The organism is Brevundimonas sp. UYEF29 (assembly GCF_040546195.1).
In the GTDB taxonomy this organism is placed as follows: Bacteria; Pseudomonadota; Alphaproteobacteria; order Caulobacterales; family Caulobacteraceae; genus Brevundimonas; species Brevundimonas huaxiensis.
Genome location: NZ_JBEPNH010000007.1, coordinates 150,445 through 165,882, shown reverse-complemented (window position 1 = coordinate 165,882; position 15,438 = coordinate 150,445). Strand labels below are relative to the sequence as shown.

Below are 15,438 nucleotides of genomic sequence, written 5' to 3'. Positions count from 1 at the left end.
TTTGCTCTTCCGTGAACCTTGATCGCTTCATTCTGTCCGTCCTTCGTTGGGCGGACTCTAGCTATTCCTGGAGGAGTTTCAGGGGGTCACGTCAGCGAGCACACCCGCCCGCTGCACAGCACCCTTCTGATTTCGGGCTTTTCGGCGCGTTACTCCACGCTGGAGGACGGGTCGCGTCAGATCACGGAAATCAATGTGTCCGGCGACTTCATCGACCTGCACAGCCTGTTGATGAAGCAGATGGATCACGGCGTCGTCGCCCTGACCGACTGCGTGATCGCAGAGGCGCCGCACAGCGGCTTGATCGACATCACCGAGCGACATCCACACTTGGGCCGACTGCTTTGGCTGGACACCATCATCGACGCCGCCATCCACCGGCAGTGGCTGGTCGCCATGGGCCGGCGTAGCGGTCTGGGCCATCTGGCGCATCTTGTGTGCGAGCTTTACCTTCGGCTCCAGGCCGTCGGCCAGACAGGCGATCTGACCTTCGAACTCCCGCTGACGCAAACGACCTTGGGTGACGCGCTGGGCCTCTCGACCGTCCATGTCAGCCGCCTGATTTCCGAGCTTCGCAGCGAGGGGGTCGTCGCTTGGGCGGGCGGGCGCATCGATATTCTCGACTGGCGTCGCTTGGCCGAGATCGCCGAGTTCGACCCCACCTATTTGCGCCTGCAATCCGAGCCCGTCTGATCACTTAACGCATGTTATCGCACCGAACGGCGATCGGCCGTCTAGACGAGGCATGTCCCAGCCGAACCTCGCGCACGCCCTATTGTCCGCCCTTGCGGTGCAGGGCCTGGACGAAGGCGACGCCTTCTTCGCCGAGGCTGGCGCGCGAACCTCAGCCACACAGAGTGGCGAGGCTGTCGTCACGCTGATCTTGTCCGGTGTTCTGGCGCGGATCGGGCTCAACGGCGCTCTGTCGCATGGGCTGGCGTCCAGCGACGACGTGATCAGCTTCGACGCTGTATTGGGCGGCGGTGAGCCAGAGTCGGCCGTTTGGTTGACGGCCGGACGATACCTGACCGTCTCCGCTCGCAAGCTGGCGCAAAAGATCGATCGCGACAGTCTGGTCGAGATGGCGTTGATTGATCTTCGCCGTCGCAACATCGCCCTTCAGGCTGAGCTTTCGCGCCACGCCACATTAAAAGTCAGCCAGCGCCTGGCCGCCCTATTGCTCGATGTTCACGACCGAAAGGGAGGCGACGTCCTGGCCCTTCGTCAAACCGAGTTGTCGCATCTGATGGCCGTACGACGCGCCAGCATATCGACCGCCTGCACCGAACTCTGCGCCGCCGGCGCCGTGCGGCTGCGGCGCGGCGCGATCCAGATCACCGATGCAGACGCCCTGCGGCGGATGACCGACGCGGCCTATTCGACCGTGACGGATTTGGCCAGGTTGCGGGGCTGATCCACGTCAGTGCCCTTCTGAACGGCGGTGTAATAGGCCAGCAGTTGCACCGGCACGGCATACACCAGGGGCGCGATCAGCGGGTGACAGTCCGGGGCGTGGATTCGGCGAATGCCGGCGCCGTGCGGGTCGGGGGCCTTTTCCGGCGCGATCATGATGACCGGACCGCCCCGCGCGGCGACCTCCTGCAGGTTAGACGCGGTCTTTTCGAACACATCATCCAGCGGAGCCAGGGCGATGGTCGGGGTCTCTTCGTCGATCAAGGCGATCGGGCCGTGCTTCAACTCTCCGGCGGCATAGCCCTCGGCGTGGATATAGCTGATCTCCTTCAGCTTCAGCGCGCCTTCCATCGCCAGCGGGAACATGGCGCCCCGGCCCAGGAACAGGACGTCGTCCGCCTTCGACAGATCGTGGGTCACGGCGCGGATGCTGTCGCCCATCGTCAGTGCCTCGGCGATCAGGCGCGGGCTTTCGAACAGAGCCTTGACCAGCTCGGCCTCGTGAGCCGTATCGATCCGGCCGCGCGCCACGCCCGCCGCCACGGCCAGGGCCAGCAGGGCCGCGACCTGGGCGGTGAAGGCCTTGGTCGAGGCGACGCCGATCTCGGGCCCGGCATGGGTAGGCCACAAGACGGCCGCTTCGCGCGCCATCGAGGACGAGTGAACATTGACGACGGCGGCGGTCTGCAACCCCTGCGCCTTGCACCAGGTCAGACTGGCCAGGGTGTCGGCGGTCTCGCCTGACTGGCTGACGGCGACGGCCAGGGTCGATTTCGACACGGCGGGCGAGCGATAGCGGAACTCGGATGCGATCTCGACGTCGCAGGGCAGGCCGGCGAGCTTCTCGAACGCGTAGCGGCCGATCTGCCCGGCGTAGAAGGCGGTGCCGCAGGCGACGATCTGGATGCGGTCGATGGCGGCGAAATCGACGGGGTTGGTCTTGGCCTTTCCCGTCACCAGGTCGAGATATTCCGACAGGGTGTGCTGGACGCTGTCGGGCTGTTCATGGATCTCCTTTTCCATGAAGTGGCGATACTCGCCCTTCTCGACCATGGCCGAAGAGGCCGAGACCTGAACGATGGCGCGCTCGACGGGATTGCCCGCCACGTCGAACATCTGGGCGCCGGCCTTGGTCACGGCGACGTAATCGCCCTCTTCCAGATAGGAAATCTTCTGCGTGAACGGACCGACCGCGAGCGCGTCCGAGCCCAGATACATCTCGTCCTCGCCCCAGCCGACCACCAGGGGGCTGCCGCGTCGCGCGCCCAGGATCAGGTCGTCCGTCCCGTCGATCAACACCGCCAGCGCATAGGCGCCGGTCAGCCGGTCCAGCGTGATCTTGAACGCCTCCAATGGCGAGCGCCCGGTGTTCAGTTCGGCATTCAGCAGGTGAGCGATGACCTCGGTATCGGTCTGGCTTTCGAAAACATGACCCTCGGCCGCCAGTTCGGCCTTCAGCTCGGCGAAGTTCTCGATGATGCCGTTGTGGACCAGGGTAACGCGCCCAGCCTTGTGCGGGTGAGCGTTTGCGGTCGTGGGCGCGCCGTGCGTGGCCCAGCGCGTATGGCCGATGCCGACCGTCGCCGTCATCGGATTCTCTGCCAGCACGGTTTCCAGATTGCGGATCTTGCCCTTAGCGCGGCGGCGCTCGACCGAGCCGTCCACGACTGCGGCAACGCCAGCGGAATCATAGCCGCGGTACTCCAGCCGTTTCAGGCTGTCGATCAGCCGGGAAACGACAGGACCATTGCCGGTGACGCCGATGATGCCGCACATGAGCGAAGGCTCCGAGAAGTCAGGAAAGGGGCGCCGCTTTGCACTGGCGGCGATCCGAGGCTAAGCCACACATCAAGCCCCACCGGCCGTCTATGCAATCTTAAGGCGGGCTGCATCAAAAAAGGGGTTTCGGAACGTTACCCGAAACAAAGGACCAAGCCTTGGGCGACAGAAAATATTTCGGCACCGACGGCATTCGCGGCCGCGCCAACACCTATCCGATGACGGCCGAGGTCGCGCTGCGCGTCGGTTTGGCCGCCGGGAAACTGTTCCGTACCGACGACGACCGCCGCCATCTGGTGGTGATCGGCAAGGATACGCGTCTGTCCGGCTATACGATCGAGCCGGCCCTGGTCGCGGGGTTTGCTTCGGTCGGAATGGACGTGCGCACCTTCGGACCTGTGCCGACGCCCGGCGTCGCCATGCTGACCCGGTCGATGCGGGCCGATCTGGGCGTGATGATCTCGGCCTCGCACAACGACTATGCCGACAACGGGATCAAGCTGTTCGGCCCGGACGGCTACAAGCTGTCGGACGAGATCGAGCTGAAGATCGAGGCCATGATGGACCAGGGCCTGGACCAGGGCCTGGCGCCGTCGCACAAGCTGGGCCGGGTCAAGCGGATCGACGACGCCCAGGCCCGCTATATTGAGATCGCCAAACAGGCCTTCCCCAAGCGGCTGACGCTGCAGGGGCTGCGCATCGCCGTCGATTGCGCCAACGGCGCCGGCTACAAGGTCGCGCCGACAACCCTTTTCGAACTGGGCGCCGAAGTCTTCCCTGTGGGCGTCACCCCGAACGGCACCAACATCAACGCCGAGTGCGGCTCGACCCATCCGGCGACCCTGGCCGATGCGGTCAAACGCTACCGCGCCGATATCGGCATCGCCCTGGACGGCGACGCCGACCGGCTGATCATCTGCGATGAGACAGGCCGGGTCGTGGACGGCGATCAGATCATGGCCCTGGTCGGACTGGACTGGGCCAGGCGCGGCCTCCTGACCGGCGGGGGCGTGGTGGCCACCGTCATGTCCAATCTGGGGCTGGAGCGTAAACTGAAGTCCGAAGGCCTGACGCTGGAGCGGACCAAGGTCGGCGACCGCTATGTCATGGAACGGATGCGCGAAGGCGGCTTCAACATCGGTGGCGAGCAGTCGGGCCACATCATCCTGCACGACCACGCCACCACCGGCGACGGCCTGATGGCGGCGCTGCAGGTGCTGGCCGTCCTGGTCGAATCCGGCAAGCCGATGAGCGAATTGGCCCGCCAGTTCGATCCCGTGCCGCAAAAGCTGGAGAACGTCCGCTTCACCGCCGACAAGCCGCTGGAGACCGACACGGTCAAGGCCGCCATCGCCGAGGCCGAAGCGGCCCTGAGCGGTCAGGGACGGCTGCTGGTGCGTCCCTCGGGCACGGAAAAGCTGATCCGCGTCATGGCCGAGGGCGACGACGAGGCGCTGGTCAAGCGGGTGGTGGCCGATGTGGCGGGCGCGGTGCGCTCAGCCTAGGGCTTGCACGCCGCCGGCGGGTCGCCGTCGCGTTCCCACAGTTTGCAGGACCGGTTGATCTCCCCCTGGATCAGCTCGCAGGGGTTGGCGGCGTTGCAGGGCGGGCGGGTCGCCGGGCTGACCTGGATGCAGCGCTCGACCAGCCGGGCCGAGGCGGCGGCGCCGATGGCGTCGCGGCAGGGAACCTCACTGATCGGCACCAGCTGAGCGGGCATGTCTGGACCCTCGGGAATGCTGGCCTCAGGGTCCTCGGCCGGTTTGGCGGCTTCCTTCTCCGCAGCCGCCGGCTTGGCGGGCGCGGCAGGCGGCGGAGCGTCCGACGCCAGCGGAACCGCGTCGATGACGTTGCTGCTTGCAGCAGTGTCTCCGGACGCAGGCTGATCGGCTGGATCAGCGCGCTGACATCCGGCCATCAACACAACGCAGGCGGCCATCGAAAGCCAGGGGAATCGACGCATCGACTTGTCTCCGGTCAGGACTGACCGGACGAAGATGCCCGTCCGCGCCTCGAGGTGAAACCCCCTATCGCTTCACCGCCGCCAAGGCCGCCTTTTGCAGGGTGAACAGTTCGGTGCAGCCGATCTCGGCCAGCGAGAAGAGCCGGTCGAACTCGGCGCGTGAGAAGCCGCGCTTCTCGCCGGTGGCCTGGACCTCGACGATCTGGCCCGAGCCGGTCAGGACGAAGTTCGAATCCGCCTCGGCCTCCGAATCCTCTTCGTAATCCAGGTCCAGCACCGGTACGCCGTCGCATACGCCGCACGACACGGCCGCCACCTGGTCCGTGATCGGATCGGCCTTCAGCACGCCCTCGTCGCGCAGATAATTCAGGGCCAGGCTCATGGCGACCCAGGCGCCGGTGATCGACGCCGTGCGGGTGCCGCCGTCGGCCTGGATGACGTCGCAGTCGATCAGCACCTGACGTTCGCCGAGCGCCTTCAAGTCCACCACGGCGCGCAGGGAGCGGCCGATCAATCGCTGGATCTCTTGCGTGCGGCCCGACTGTTTGCCGGCGGCGGCTTCACGACGGCCGCGCGTGTGGGTGGCGCGGGGCAGCATCCCGTATTCGGCGGTCACCCATCCCTGCCCCGAGTTGCGCATCCAGCCCGGCACCTTGTCCTCGATCGAAGCGGTCACCAGCACCTTGGTGTTGCCGAAGCTGATCAGGCACGAGCCCTCGGCATAGCGGTTGACGCCGGTCTCGATGGTCACGGGACGCAGTTGATCGTCGGTGCGTTGCGAATGGCGCATGGGAGGGACTCTTGGAAGTCTGACCTTGGAAGCTGTGGCGGCGGTGCTTATCCTGAAACCGTGAGCCTGTATGCCCCGAAAAACCCGCCGTTCGACGCCGGCCCATCCCCGAATCTGGCCCTCTCGGGTCTGGCGGGGCTGGATGCGCGGGCGCGCGACATCTTCCGTCGTATCGTGGAATCCTATTTGGAAACCGGCGAGCCGGTCGGGTCGCGGACGCTGTCGCTGGGCGGCATCGCCCTGTCGCCCGCCTCGATCCGCAACACCATGCAGGATCTGACCCTCGCGGGCCTGCTGGCGGCGCCCCACACCTCGGCCGGGCGCATCCCGACCCATGCGGGCCTGCGCCTGTTCGTCGACGGCCTGCTAGAAGTCGGCGACCTGACCAAGGAAGAGCGTCGTGAGATCGACGGGCGCTTGGCGGGGCGTGGGCGAAATTTCGAAGCGGCGCTGGATGAAGCGTCGAACCTGCTGTCGGGCCTGGCCGGCGGTGCGGGCGTCGTCTCCAGCCCGGTGCGCGATTCCGGCGTCAAACATGTCGAGTTCGTCGCCTTGGGCGGCGATCAGGCCCTGGCCGTCATCGTCGCCGACGACGGCACGGTCGAGAACCGCATCATGACCTTGTCGGCCGGCGTCACGCCGTCGACCCTGGTCGAGGCGTCCAACTTCCTGAACGCCCGCCTGCGCGGCCGCCCCTTCGCCGACGCCCGGCGCGAGATGGCGCAAGAGCTGGAAATCGCACGGCGTGAACTGGACCAGACCGCCGCCCGCCTGGTCGAGGACGGATTCGCCGCCTGGTCCGGGGGCGCCGACCGGGAGCGCGCCCTTATCGTGCGGGGTCGCGCCAACCTGCTTCAGGAACGGGAAGGCCTGGCCGATCTGGAGCGGGTCCGCGTCCTTTTCGACGATCTGGAGCAGAAGGAACAGCTGATCGGCCTGCTGGACGGTGTCGACGCGGCCCAGGGCGTGCGCATTTTCATCGGCGCGGAGACACGGTTGTTTTCACTTTCGGGTTCCGCCGTGATCGCGGCGCCCTATATGAGCGGCCGACAGCGGGTTCTGGGCGCCATCGGCGTGATAGGCCCCGCAAGACTGAACTACGCCCGTGTCATTCCGTTGGTGGACTATACCGCCCGGGTGCTGGGCCGGATGCTGGACGGGAACGACAAGTGAGCGACAAGCCCCTTAACGACGAACTGAACGCCGTGGACGCCGACATGGCCGAAACCAACGCCGAACACGGCCTGGACGCCCATCCGTCAGACGATCTGGCGCCGCTGGACGCCGTGATTGCCGAGCGTGACGAATGGAAGGACCGCGCCCTGCGTGTCGCCGCCGAGATGGAGAATCTGAAGCGCCGCTCCGAGACGCAGCAGAACGACGCCCGCGCCTTCGCCATCCAGCGCTTCGCCAAGGACCTGCTGGGCGTCGCCGACAATCTGGAGCGCGCCCTGATGGCTGCGCCCAAGGACGCCGAGGGCGCGACCGCCGGTCTGGTGACCGGTCTGGAACTGACGCAGAAGGCCCTGCTGCAAGCCTTCGACGCCAACGGCCTGAAGCGCGTCGCGCCCCAGACCGGCGAGGCCTTCAACCCGCATCTGCACCAGGCGATGATGGAACAGCCGTCCGAGACCGTGCCCGGCGGATCGGTGATCCAGACCATGCAGTCCGGTTTCGAACTGTTCGGTCGCACCGTCCGCCCCGCCATGGTGGTCGTCGCCGCCAAGGGATCCGGCGCCCAGGCTCCCAACCCCTATGGCGCCGCCCCCGCCACCGACGGTCAGGCCTTCGACGGCAAGGCCTGATCCGCAGTCGTCAGGCGGCGTCGGTCAGAACTGACGCCGCCAGGCTCCGATCAAGGCGAACTCCGGCGGCGCGTCTGCGACATGGCGCGGCTCGCGGTTGGCGACCGCTTGAAGCGTCATGCTGGACCCGTCCCACAGCCGGCGTTCGCCACCGAGGATGAAGTCGATCTGACGGCCGCTGGGCGTCGCCGAGATGTTGCGGCGCGAATAGGTCAGCGGATCGAAATATTCGACTGGAACATCCGCCAGCATGGCCGAGAAGGTTCCGCGCTCGATCCTGAGCGGCTGAGCCAGGGTGAAGCTGATTCGGTCGCAGATCATCGAACAGCCCGTCAGCAGGCCCAGCCGCCAGTTCGAACTGATCGCTGCCTGATCCATCGACAGGAACCGGCCCTCGATCCGCGTCGACCCCATCCCCGCCTCGCCGATCAGGCGCAGGCCCGGCCGCAGGGTCCAGTCGCCACCCAAGGCATAGAAGCTGGTCCGTGACGGCAGGGCGAAGTCGGATCCACCCGGCAGGAAGGCGCCCAAAGGCCCGAGCCGTTCATCCAAGGCGCCCACGCTGAACGACAGACCGCCGTCCGCTCCGCGCCATCCGATCGCCGCGCGACTGTAGGTAGAGGCGTCCTGCTCGACACGACGCAGCGGCATCCGGCGATCGCCGCCGCCGCTCTCGCCAGAGACCGTCACCGCGCCGAGCCGCATAGCGCCGCGTACGGCGTGATCGGCCTGGGCCAGGGCGGCGAAACCGTCGCCCGCCGCACCGTTGAACGGCGAGGTCGCCCCGCCCTTGCCTTGCCAGACCGAGAAATTCATACGGCCCGTGGCGACGTCGAGCATCGCCTCCTGACGCGGCTCCTCCCCCATCCAGGGCGCATCGTAGAGATCGTGACGAGGGGCGATCGGGTCGGGTCGGGCGCTGGGTTGGGCCGCGATCAGGTTTAATCGACCGCCGCCCGGCAGGGCCAGGGTGGTTGTCGCCGTGGTGTTCTGCTCGAACGGCGCCGCCTGATAGGACCGGCTGGGCGCAGTCGGATAGGCGCCGCCCAGTTGGACGGCGAACATGCGACCGTAAGCGTCGTAGAGCACCGTATTCAGCGCCGTCTGTCGACGGAAAGCGTCCCCGAACGCCGCGCCGATGAAGCTGCCCGGTTCACTCATGCTGACGATAGAGCTTCCATCGGCCATCGGCGTCGATGTCGTCCCTGCCGGCCGGAAGGCGCGGGCCATGTCCAGCAGGCCGCGCCCATAAACGATGTCCGTGCCGGGATCGCCGGCGTCGCGGGCGGTAGTCAGCAAGATGTCCAGAGCCGCGCGCGCCGTCAGATTGGGGAAAGCCTGCATCAGCAAAGCGAGCGCGCCGGAGACATGCGGCGCTGAGAAGGATGTGCCGTTGACGCGCCAGCACGACGTGCCCTCGCACCCTGTAATCACATCCTCGCCCGGCGCAGAAATATAGCCGGCCGCCGTATCCCCTGCCCGGTTCGAGAAGCTGGACATCGCATCGGTGGCGTTGTGCGATCCGACCGCGCCGACGCTGCCGGCAAACCGGGGGTCGATAGCGTAACGCGCGGGCCAGCCCGGATTGGCGTTTCCGTCATTGCCCGACGAAGCCACGATCACGGCGCCCGAATTCACGGCTCGCAGCAGCGCCGCTTCGAACGCTGAGCCCAGCCTTCCATCGCCGCCCAGCGACATGTTGATGATCTTGACGCCATTGGCGACGGCGTAATCCAGCGCGCGCACCAGATCCGAACTGCTGAAACAGACCTCGGTATTCTTGTCCGTGCAGTCAGAGATATCGGTGCGGATCGACAGGATGGTCGAGTTGTACGCCACCCCGATCGTACCGAACCCGTTGAAGTTCGAGGCGATCACGCCCGACACGCGCGTGCCGTGACTGCTTGACGCCACATAGGGCGTATTGCGCCCCACGACGACGTCCGTCGAGGCGCTGGAGATACGCCCCTCCAACTCTGGCAAGGTATTGGCGATGCCGGAGTCGACAACGGCGACGGTGACGCCGGCCCCGGTCGCCCCGGCCTGCCAGGCGGATTGGACCTTCATATTGGCCAGGCCGTAGTTCCGCAGATACTCGCTCGACGTGACCGAGGGAGGCGGAGGCGGTGGTGGGGGCGGAGGTGGGGGAGGCGGCGGGGGTGGCGGGGGCGGAGGAACGGGGGGCGTGATCGTGCCGCCGCCGCCACCGCCTCCACCACCGCCTCCGCAACCTGCGAGAGGCAGAAACAGCAGACCGATACCCAGGACGATCGCCCCGCGAAGTCGCAATCCGTTCACGCCCTACTCTCCCATACTCGAGACTGCTCCCCGCAGCCTTCGCACCAGTAACACCCTAATTCTTTAACGCTTTATCGAACGTCGCCAGCAGCTTGGACCAGCCGTCCTTGGCGTCCGCCTCCGCGTAGCTGGCGCGGTAGTCGGCGTGGAAGCCGTGCTGGGCGTCGGGATAGACGATGATCTGGCTGCCGGTCTTGCCGGCGCGGGCCAGGGCTTCGCGCATCCGTTGGACGCTGGCCAATGGGATGCCCTGATCCTTGCCGCCGTACAGGCCGAGCACGGGCGCCTTGAGATCGTCGGCGATGTCGACCGGCCAGGGTTGGCCCGATGAGATCTGAACCGGCGTGGCGTCTGCGGCGGGCGCCAAACGGCCATACCAAGCCACGCCCGCGCCGATGGCGGCGAAGCGGGCCGCCGCCTGCCACACCACCTTGCCGCCCCAGCAGTAGCCGGTGATGCCGACCTTGCCGTCCTTGGACCACGACTGCTGGCTGGCCCATTCCAGCGTCGCCGACAGGTCGCCCATCACCTGCTCATAGTTCGCCGCGCCAACGATCTGCATGATCCGCTGCATGTCCAACAGCGGTGCGGGATCCTCGACCCGGACGAAGAAGGACGGCGCAATGGCGGCGTATCCCTGCTTGGCCAGACGGCGGCAGATGTCGCGGATATATTCGTGGACACCGAAGATCTCGGACACCACCACCACGACCGGGAACGGGCCGTCGCCCGCCGGCCGGGCGACATAGGCCGGAAGCTGGAACCCGTCCGGCGCGGCATAGGTCACGGTCTCGGTCGACAGGCCCTCGGCGTCGGTCGTTATGGGCTTGGCTTCCTGGGCCAGGGCCGCGACCGCATAGCCGGAAAAGAGCAAGCCCCCCAAGGCGCCCAGGGTTCGACGGTTCAGTTTCAGATCGTCGGCGCTCTGGCCTTCGGGGCGGATCAGCACGGTCATGGGACGCTCCAACGCGGGAAAGACGTGAGAGCATCACGGCCGACGGCAGTCGTCCAGTCACGATAAGGCGCGCTTTAAAACGGGAAGAAGGGCGCTCAAGCAGCGAGCGACCGCGTCGCGCGCGTTAGCGCCCTTCTTCCCTTCATCAATGCCTGAAGACCCGTACGCCGGTGAAGGCCATGGCGATCCCCTTCTCGTCGGCGGCGGCGATGACTTCGGCGTCACGCATGGAGCCGCCCGGCTGGATCACTGCCGTGGCCCCAGCCGCGACGGCTTCCAGCAAGCCGTCGGCGAAGGGGAAGAAGGCTTCAGACGCACAGGCCGAGCCCTCAGCAAGCGACTGGGTCAGACCCTTGGCCTCTCCAGCCTCCTTGGCGCGGATGGCGGCGATGCGGGCGCTGTCGCGGCGGTTCATCTGGCCGGCGCCGATGCCGGCGGTCTGGCCGTCCTTGGCGTAGACGATGGCGTTGGACTTGACGTGTTTGGCCACGGTGAAGGCGAACAGCATGTCTTGGATCTCGGTCGGCGTCGGCTGGCGCTGGGTGACAATCTTCAGGTCCGATGGCTTGATCAGCGACCGGTCGCGGCTCTGCACCAGGAAGCCGCCGGCGACCGAACGGAACACCTCGCCCGGCCCATGCGGATCGGGCAGGCCGTCGGTGATCAAAAGGCGCAGGTTCTTCTTGGCCGCAAAGACGGCCTTGGCCTCGTCGTCGGCGCCGGGGGCGATGACGACCTCGGTGAAGATGCCAGTAATGGCGCGGGCGTCATCGCCGTTCAGCGGGCGGTTGACCGCGATGACGCCGCCGAAGGCCGAGACAGCGTCGCATTCCAAGGCGCGGGCATAGGCTTCGGACAGATCCTTGCCCACGGCCACGCCGCACGGGTTGGCGTGTTTGACGATGACCACGGCCGGCTGTTCGAATTCGGCCACCAGCTCATAGGCGGCGTCGGCGTCCGCGATGTTGTTGTACCCCAGTTCCTTGCCCTGAACCTGTTCGGCATAGGCCACGCCCGGACGACGCTCGCCGGTACGGTAGAAGGCGCCGGTCTGGTGCGGGTTCTCGCCATAGCGCAGGGTCTGGGCCAGCGCGCCCGCGATGGATTTGCGGGCCGGCGCGGCATCCTCGATCTGACCGGCGAACCAGCCGGAGACGGCGGCGTCATAGGCGGCGGTACGGGCGAAAGCGCGGGCGGCGAGGCGCTTGCGCAGGGCCAGATTGGTCGAGCCTTCTGCCTTCAGCGCCTCGAGGATCAGGCCGATGCTCTCGCCGTCGACGGCGACGGCGACGTAGCCGTGGTTCTTGGAGCCCGAGCGGATCATGGCCGGGCCGCCGATGTCGATGTTCTCGACCGCCGCCTCGAACGCGCCGCCGGCCGCGACGGTGCTTTCGAACGGATAGAGGTCGATCCAGACGATATCGATGGCGCCGATGCCGTGGTCGGTCATGGCCTGGGCGTGGTCGGCCGCGTCACGCACGCCCAAGAGGCCGCCGTGAACGATGGGGTGCAGGGTCTTGACCCGGCCGTCCATCATCTCGGGGAAGCCGGTCAGATCAGCGACATCCTTGACCGGAAGACCCAGCTTCTCGATCGCCGCGCGCGTGCCGCCGGTCGAGACCAGTTCGACGCCCAGATCGTGCAGGACGCGCGCCGCATCCTCCAACCCGGCCTTGTCGGACAGGGAGATCAGGGCGCGTTTCGGCTTGACCCGGTCGGGAGCGGGCGGAAAGTCGGGAGCGGCGGGCATGGGCGGCGTCCGTGATGGCAGGGGAGGATGGCGCGCCGTCTAGACCCAAACCGCTTCGCCGTCACCCCACGGACGGTTTCAGGGCCTGATCGGCAGAGGTCAAATCGCTACGCGATTTGTCGATGCCGTGAATCAGGCTCTTGCGTCACGTCGGTTCGCCGCTGGCGCCGGCCGGGCTCAGCTTCCAGCGGATCTTTGTCTCGCTGTCGGTGCGAGCCGAGCCGCGCACCACGATCTGCAGCGAACGGCGGGTCAGGCCAGCGTCGATATGGACGCTGGGCTCAATGGCCACGTCCGGACCGTCGGTCCTGAACCACCAGCCCCGGCCCGAGGCGCCGCGCAGCAGGATCGAGCGCCGGTCACGCGCCAGAGAGGCCTGAACCCCCGGTTCCAGATGGAAACGGATGGCGTAGGGGGCCGCGATCTGGCGCACCATCTCCTTGCGGCCGGGCGTGGGGAACAGCTTTTCCTCGGCCCGCAGCTCGTCCAGCCGCTGGTCCAGATACAGTCGGCGCTGATGGTTCAGGCCGAACAACTCATTCCAGCCGTCGTGTTCGATCTCCAGCCAGACGGCGCCGTCGCCGTCGCGCAGGTCGGTGGTCACATGGATCGGCGGTCCGACCAAGCGTGGGCCCAACAGATCGCCCTTCCAGCCGCCCAGCGGTTCGTTCAGCGACCGCTCGCCCAGGGTCAGGGTCGAATGGGCGGGCGTCAGGCGCAGGGCCTGGCGGTCGGTGGAGGCCGGCGTCCAGCCCGATCCGGTCACCAGACGATCCTTGCCGCAGGCGATCTCTAGCGCCAGCGGCTGGGCGCAGGCGGCGGCCCCCCACGCGTCGCGCGCCGGCGGGGCGGTGTCGGCGATGATGGTCAGCAGGGGGCTGGCGATGCGCGTCAGGCCGGCGACCGCACCGGTCGCTGCAGGCGCATCTTCGCTTCTGGCCGTCGCTTCGTCGTCGTGGGCGCAGGCGGCCGCGACGCGTTCAATGGTGGAGGGGCCGCCGCCCTGGAAGCTGGCCAGACGACCGTCGGGCAAGGTCAGCAGGCGCAGGCCCTGCGTCAGCCGGGCGATCGCGGCCGAGATGCTCTCCGGCGTCGGTTCGGACAGTTGCGACAGGGCGTCGTCCAGCGTCAGCAGATCGAGCAGCAGCTCGAGGCCCGCCTCGGGACTGCGCGAGGCGTGGCCGCCGTCGGCCTGCACCGTCGTCTTCAGGGCGCCGTCCAGCCGCGACAGCGCGCGGCGACGCAAGGCCTGCCCTGGGGCCCCCGCCAGCACGCAGCCGCCGATGGCCGCCGCCGTCAACCGCTCGGCCCGGCTGGCCAGACCGCCGGGCGGACGCAGCAGTTGTCGGGTCTGGCGCGCCAGACTATCGGCCAGTTTCAGCCGCTCGACCTCGGTCGCAACGGCGCCCATCCGCCGGGCGCCGCACGCCAGATTGACGACCCGCCGCGCCAGGATTTCCGGGCCCCAGGCAAAGGGCGACCATCGTGCGAAGGCGTCGGCCCAGGCCAGGGTCAGACGAAGCGCCTCACGCGCGCCCCGGTCGCCTTGGGCCATCAGCCCCGGCATCCAGGCGAAGGCGTGAAGCTCAACCGCAAAGGGCCGCGAAGGACTGGGCCGGTTCCACGGATCGGACGGGGGCTCGACCTCCATCGAGGCGCCGGCCAGCATGAAACGCCCGGCCAGAACATTGCGCCCCGGCGCCGGATCATGCGGGCGGAAATCGCGCGGGGTGGCGGCGAAAGCGGTCACCTTGCCTCCGCCCAGCGGCGACCCCAGCGTCAGGCCGTAACCGGGCAGGCCGTAAAGCTCGATCCACAGCTGCCGCGTCGCCAACCGTCCGGCGATGGCGGGCCACAGGCCGGGTCCGGCAGTCGTGTCGCCCGATCGAACCGGCGTGCGCACCGGCGCGCCAGGCAGGCCGGGAATCTGACCCGAGGCGACGTCCAGCGTCGTTTCCTGGCCCCGCGGGGCGAAGGGGCCGAGCGGGCTCACGCGAACCTCTGAGCAGCCGGCGCGGCTTTCAGGGCGGCGATATTGGTCGCGTAATCGCCCTTGAACACGAATGAGCCGGCGACCAGCGCATCCGCGCCGGCGGCGACGCAGGCGGCGGCGTTGGCGGAGGTCACGCCGCCGTCCACCTGGAGGTGAGCCGACGAACCGGCGCGGTCGAGAATGGCCCGTGCGCCCGCGATCTTCTTCAGCGAACTGTCGATGAATTTCTGCCCGCCGAAGCCCGGGTTGACCGACATGATCAGCACTAGATCGACCAGATCGACCACCTCTTCCAGGATCGACAGCGGCGTCGCCGGATTGAACACGACGCCGGCCTTGGCGCCCAGCTGGCGAATGCGACCCAGGGTTCGGTGCAGGTGCGGCCCGCTCTCAGGGTGAACGGTTAGGACATCGGCACCCGCCTCGCGGAACGCCTCCAGCCAGGGATCCACCGGCGCGACCATCAGGTGCACGTCGAACGGCAGGGTCGTGTGCGGTCGGATCGCCTTAGCGATGTCGGGGCCGAGCGTGATGTTCGGCACGAAATGGCCGTCCATCACATCGACGTGAATCCAGTCGGCGCCCGCCGCCTCCAGCGCGCGGACTTCTTCACCCAGCCGCGCGAAATCGCTGGCGAGGATCGACGGGCAGATCAGAGGGGTAACGGCCATGGCCTTCCGGATAAGGCGGGT

At 67.5% G+C, this 15,438-nt stretch carries 13 protein-coding genes; 5 read left to right on the top strand and 8 right to left on the bottom strand.

From position 1 onward, the window contains the following. Positions 1–18 precede the first annotated feature (18 nt). Together ABIB58_RS12425 and ABIB58_RS12420 are read left to right on the top strand one after the other, a co-directional pair. Complete coding sequence (locus ABIB58_RS12425; protein WP_354041209.1) at positions 19–693, top strand: Crp/Fnr family transcriptional regulator; 675 nt, start codon at positions 19–21, stop codon at positions 691–693. A gap of 52 nt (positions 694–745) precedes the next feature. Beyond that, entirely contained in the window at positions 746–1,414 is a 669-nt protein-coding gene (locus tag ABIB58_RS12420) for a Crp/Fnr family transcriptional regulator (RefSeq protein ID WP_354041207.1), read from the top strand. Here the strand turns inward: ABIB58_RS12420 and glmS are convergent. Then, a complete protein-coding gene (gene glmS / locus ABIB58_RS12415) occupies positions 1,375–3,189 on the bottom strand; it encodes a glutamine--fructose-6-phosphate transaminase (isomerizing) (protein ID WP_354041205.1) in 1,815 nt (604 codons plus the stop codon). The two genes, ABIB58_RS12420 and glmS, sit on opposite strands and share 40 nt — an antisense overlap. A gap of 161 nt (positions 3,190–3,350) precedes the next feature. Here glmS and glmM point away from each other — a divergent pair, with 161 nt between their 5' ends. Continuing rightward, entirely contained in the window at positions 3,351–4,697 is a 1,347-nt protein-coding gene (gene glmM / locus ABIB58_RS12410) for a phosphoglucosamine mutase (RefSeq protein ID WP_354041203.1), read from the top strand. Here glmM and ABIB58_RS12405 read toward each other — a convergent pair. Together ABIB58_RS12405 and rph are read right to left on the bottom strand one after the other, a co-directional pair. After that, positions 4,694–5,155, bottom strand: coding sequence for a hypothetical protein (locus ABIB58_RS12405; protein WP_354041201.1), 462 nt, complete (start codon positions 5,153–5,155; stop codon positions 4,694–4,696). The genes glmM and ABIB58_RS12405 overlap by 4 nt on opposite strands. A gap of 64 nt (positions 5,156–5,219) precedes the next feature. After that, a complete protein-coding gene (gene rph, locus ABIB58_RS12400) occupies positions 5,220–5,945 on the bottom strand; it encodes a ribonuclease PH (protein ID WP_354041199.1) in 726 nt (241 codons plus the stop codon). Positions 5,946–6,059: 114 nt separating this feature from the next. On the opposite strand from rph, the gene hrcA reads away from it, so the two are divergent. Both hrcA and grpE read left to right on the top strand, forming a co-directional pair. Then, entirely contained in the window at positions 6,060–7,118 is a 1,059-nt protein-coding gene (hrcA, locus tag ABIB58_RS12395) for a heat-inducible transcriptional repressor HrcA (RefSeq protein ID WP_354041225.1), read from the top strand. A 44-nt stretch (positions 7,119–7,162) separates the two neighbouring features. Then, positions 7,163–7,750, top strand: coding sequence for a nucleotide exchange factor GrpE (grpE, locus tag ABIB58_RS12390; RefSeq protein ID WP_354041223.1), 588 nt, complete (start codon positions 7,163–7,165; stop codon positions 7,748–7,750). A gap of 24 nt (positions 7,751–7,774) precedes the next feature. On the opposite strand, the gene ABIB58_RS12385 is transcribed toward grpE, so the two are convergent. The 5 genes from ABIB58_RS12385 to rpe form a co-directional block, all read right to left on the bottom strand. Continuing rightward, the gene (locus ABIB58_RS12385) at positions 7,775–9,817 is read right to left on the bottom strand and encodes a S8 family peptidase (protein WP_354041197.1); all 2,043 of its coding nucleotides are present in this window, start codon (positions 9,815–9,817) and stop codon (positions 7,775–7,777) included. A 286-nt stretch (positions 9,818–10,103) separates the two neighbouring features. Beyond that, the gene (locus tag ABIB58_RS12380; RefSeq protein ID WP_354041195.1) at positions 10,104–11,003 is read right to left on the bottom strand and encodes a dienelactone hydrolase family protein; all 900 of its coding nucleotides are present in this window, start codon (positions 11,001–11,003) and stop codon (positions 10,104–10,106) included. A gap of 145 nt (positions 11,004–11,148) precedes the next feature. Continuing rightward, the gene (gene purH / locus ABIB58_RS12375; RefSeq protein WP_354041193.1) at positions 11,149–12,753 is read right to left on the bottom strand and encodes a bifunctional phosphoribosylaminoimidazolecarboxamide formyltransferase/IMP cyclohydrolase; all 1,605 of its coding nucleotides are present in this window, start codon (positions 12,751–12,753) and stop codon (positions 11,149–11,151) included. Between the two features lie 145 nt (positions 12,754–12,898). After that, complete coding sequence (locus ABIB58_RS12370) at positions 12,899–14,746, bottom strand: heparinase II/III family protein (protein ID WP_354041192.1); 1,848 nt, start codon at positions 14,744–14,746, stop codon at positions 12,899–12,901. Further along, entirely contained in the window at positions 14,743–15,417 is a 675-nt protein-coding gene (gene rpe, locus ABIB58_RS12365) for a ribulose-phosphate 3-epimerase (RefSeq protein WP_354041190.1), read from the bottom strand. Before rpe ends, ABIB58_RS12370 begins: the two co-directional genes overlap by 4 nt. Positions 15,418–15,438 lie beyond the last annotated feature (21 nt).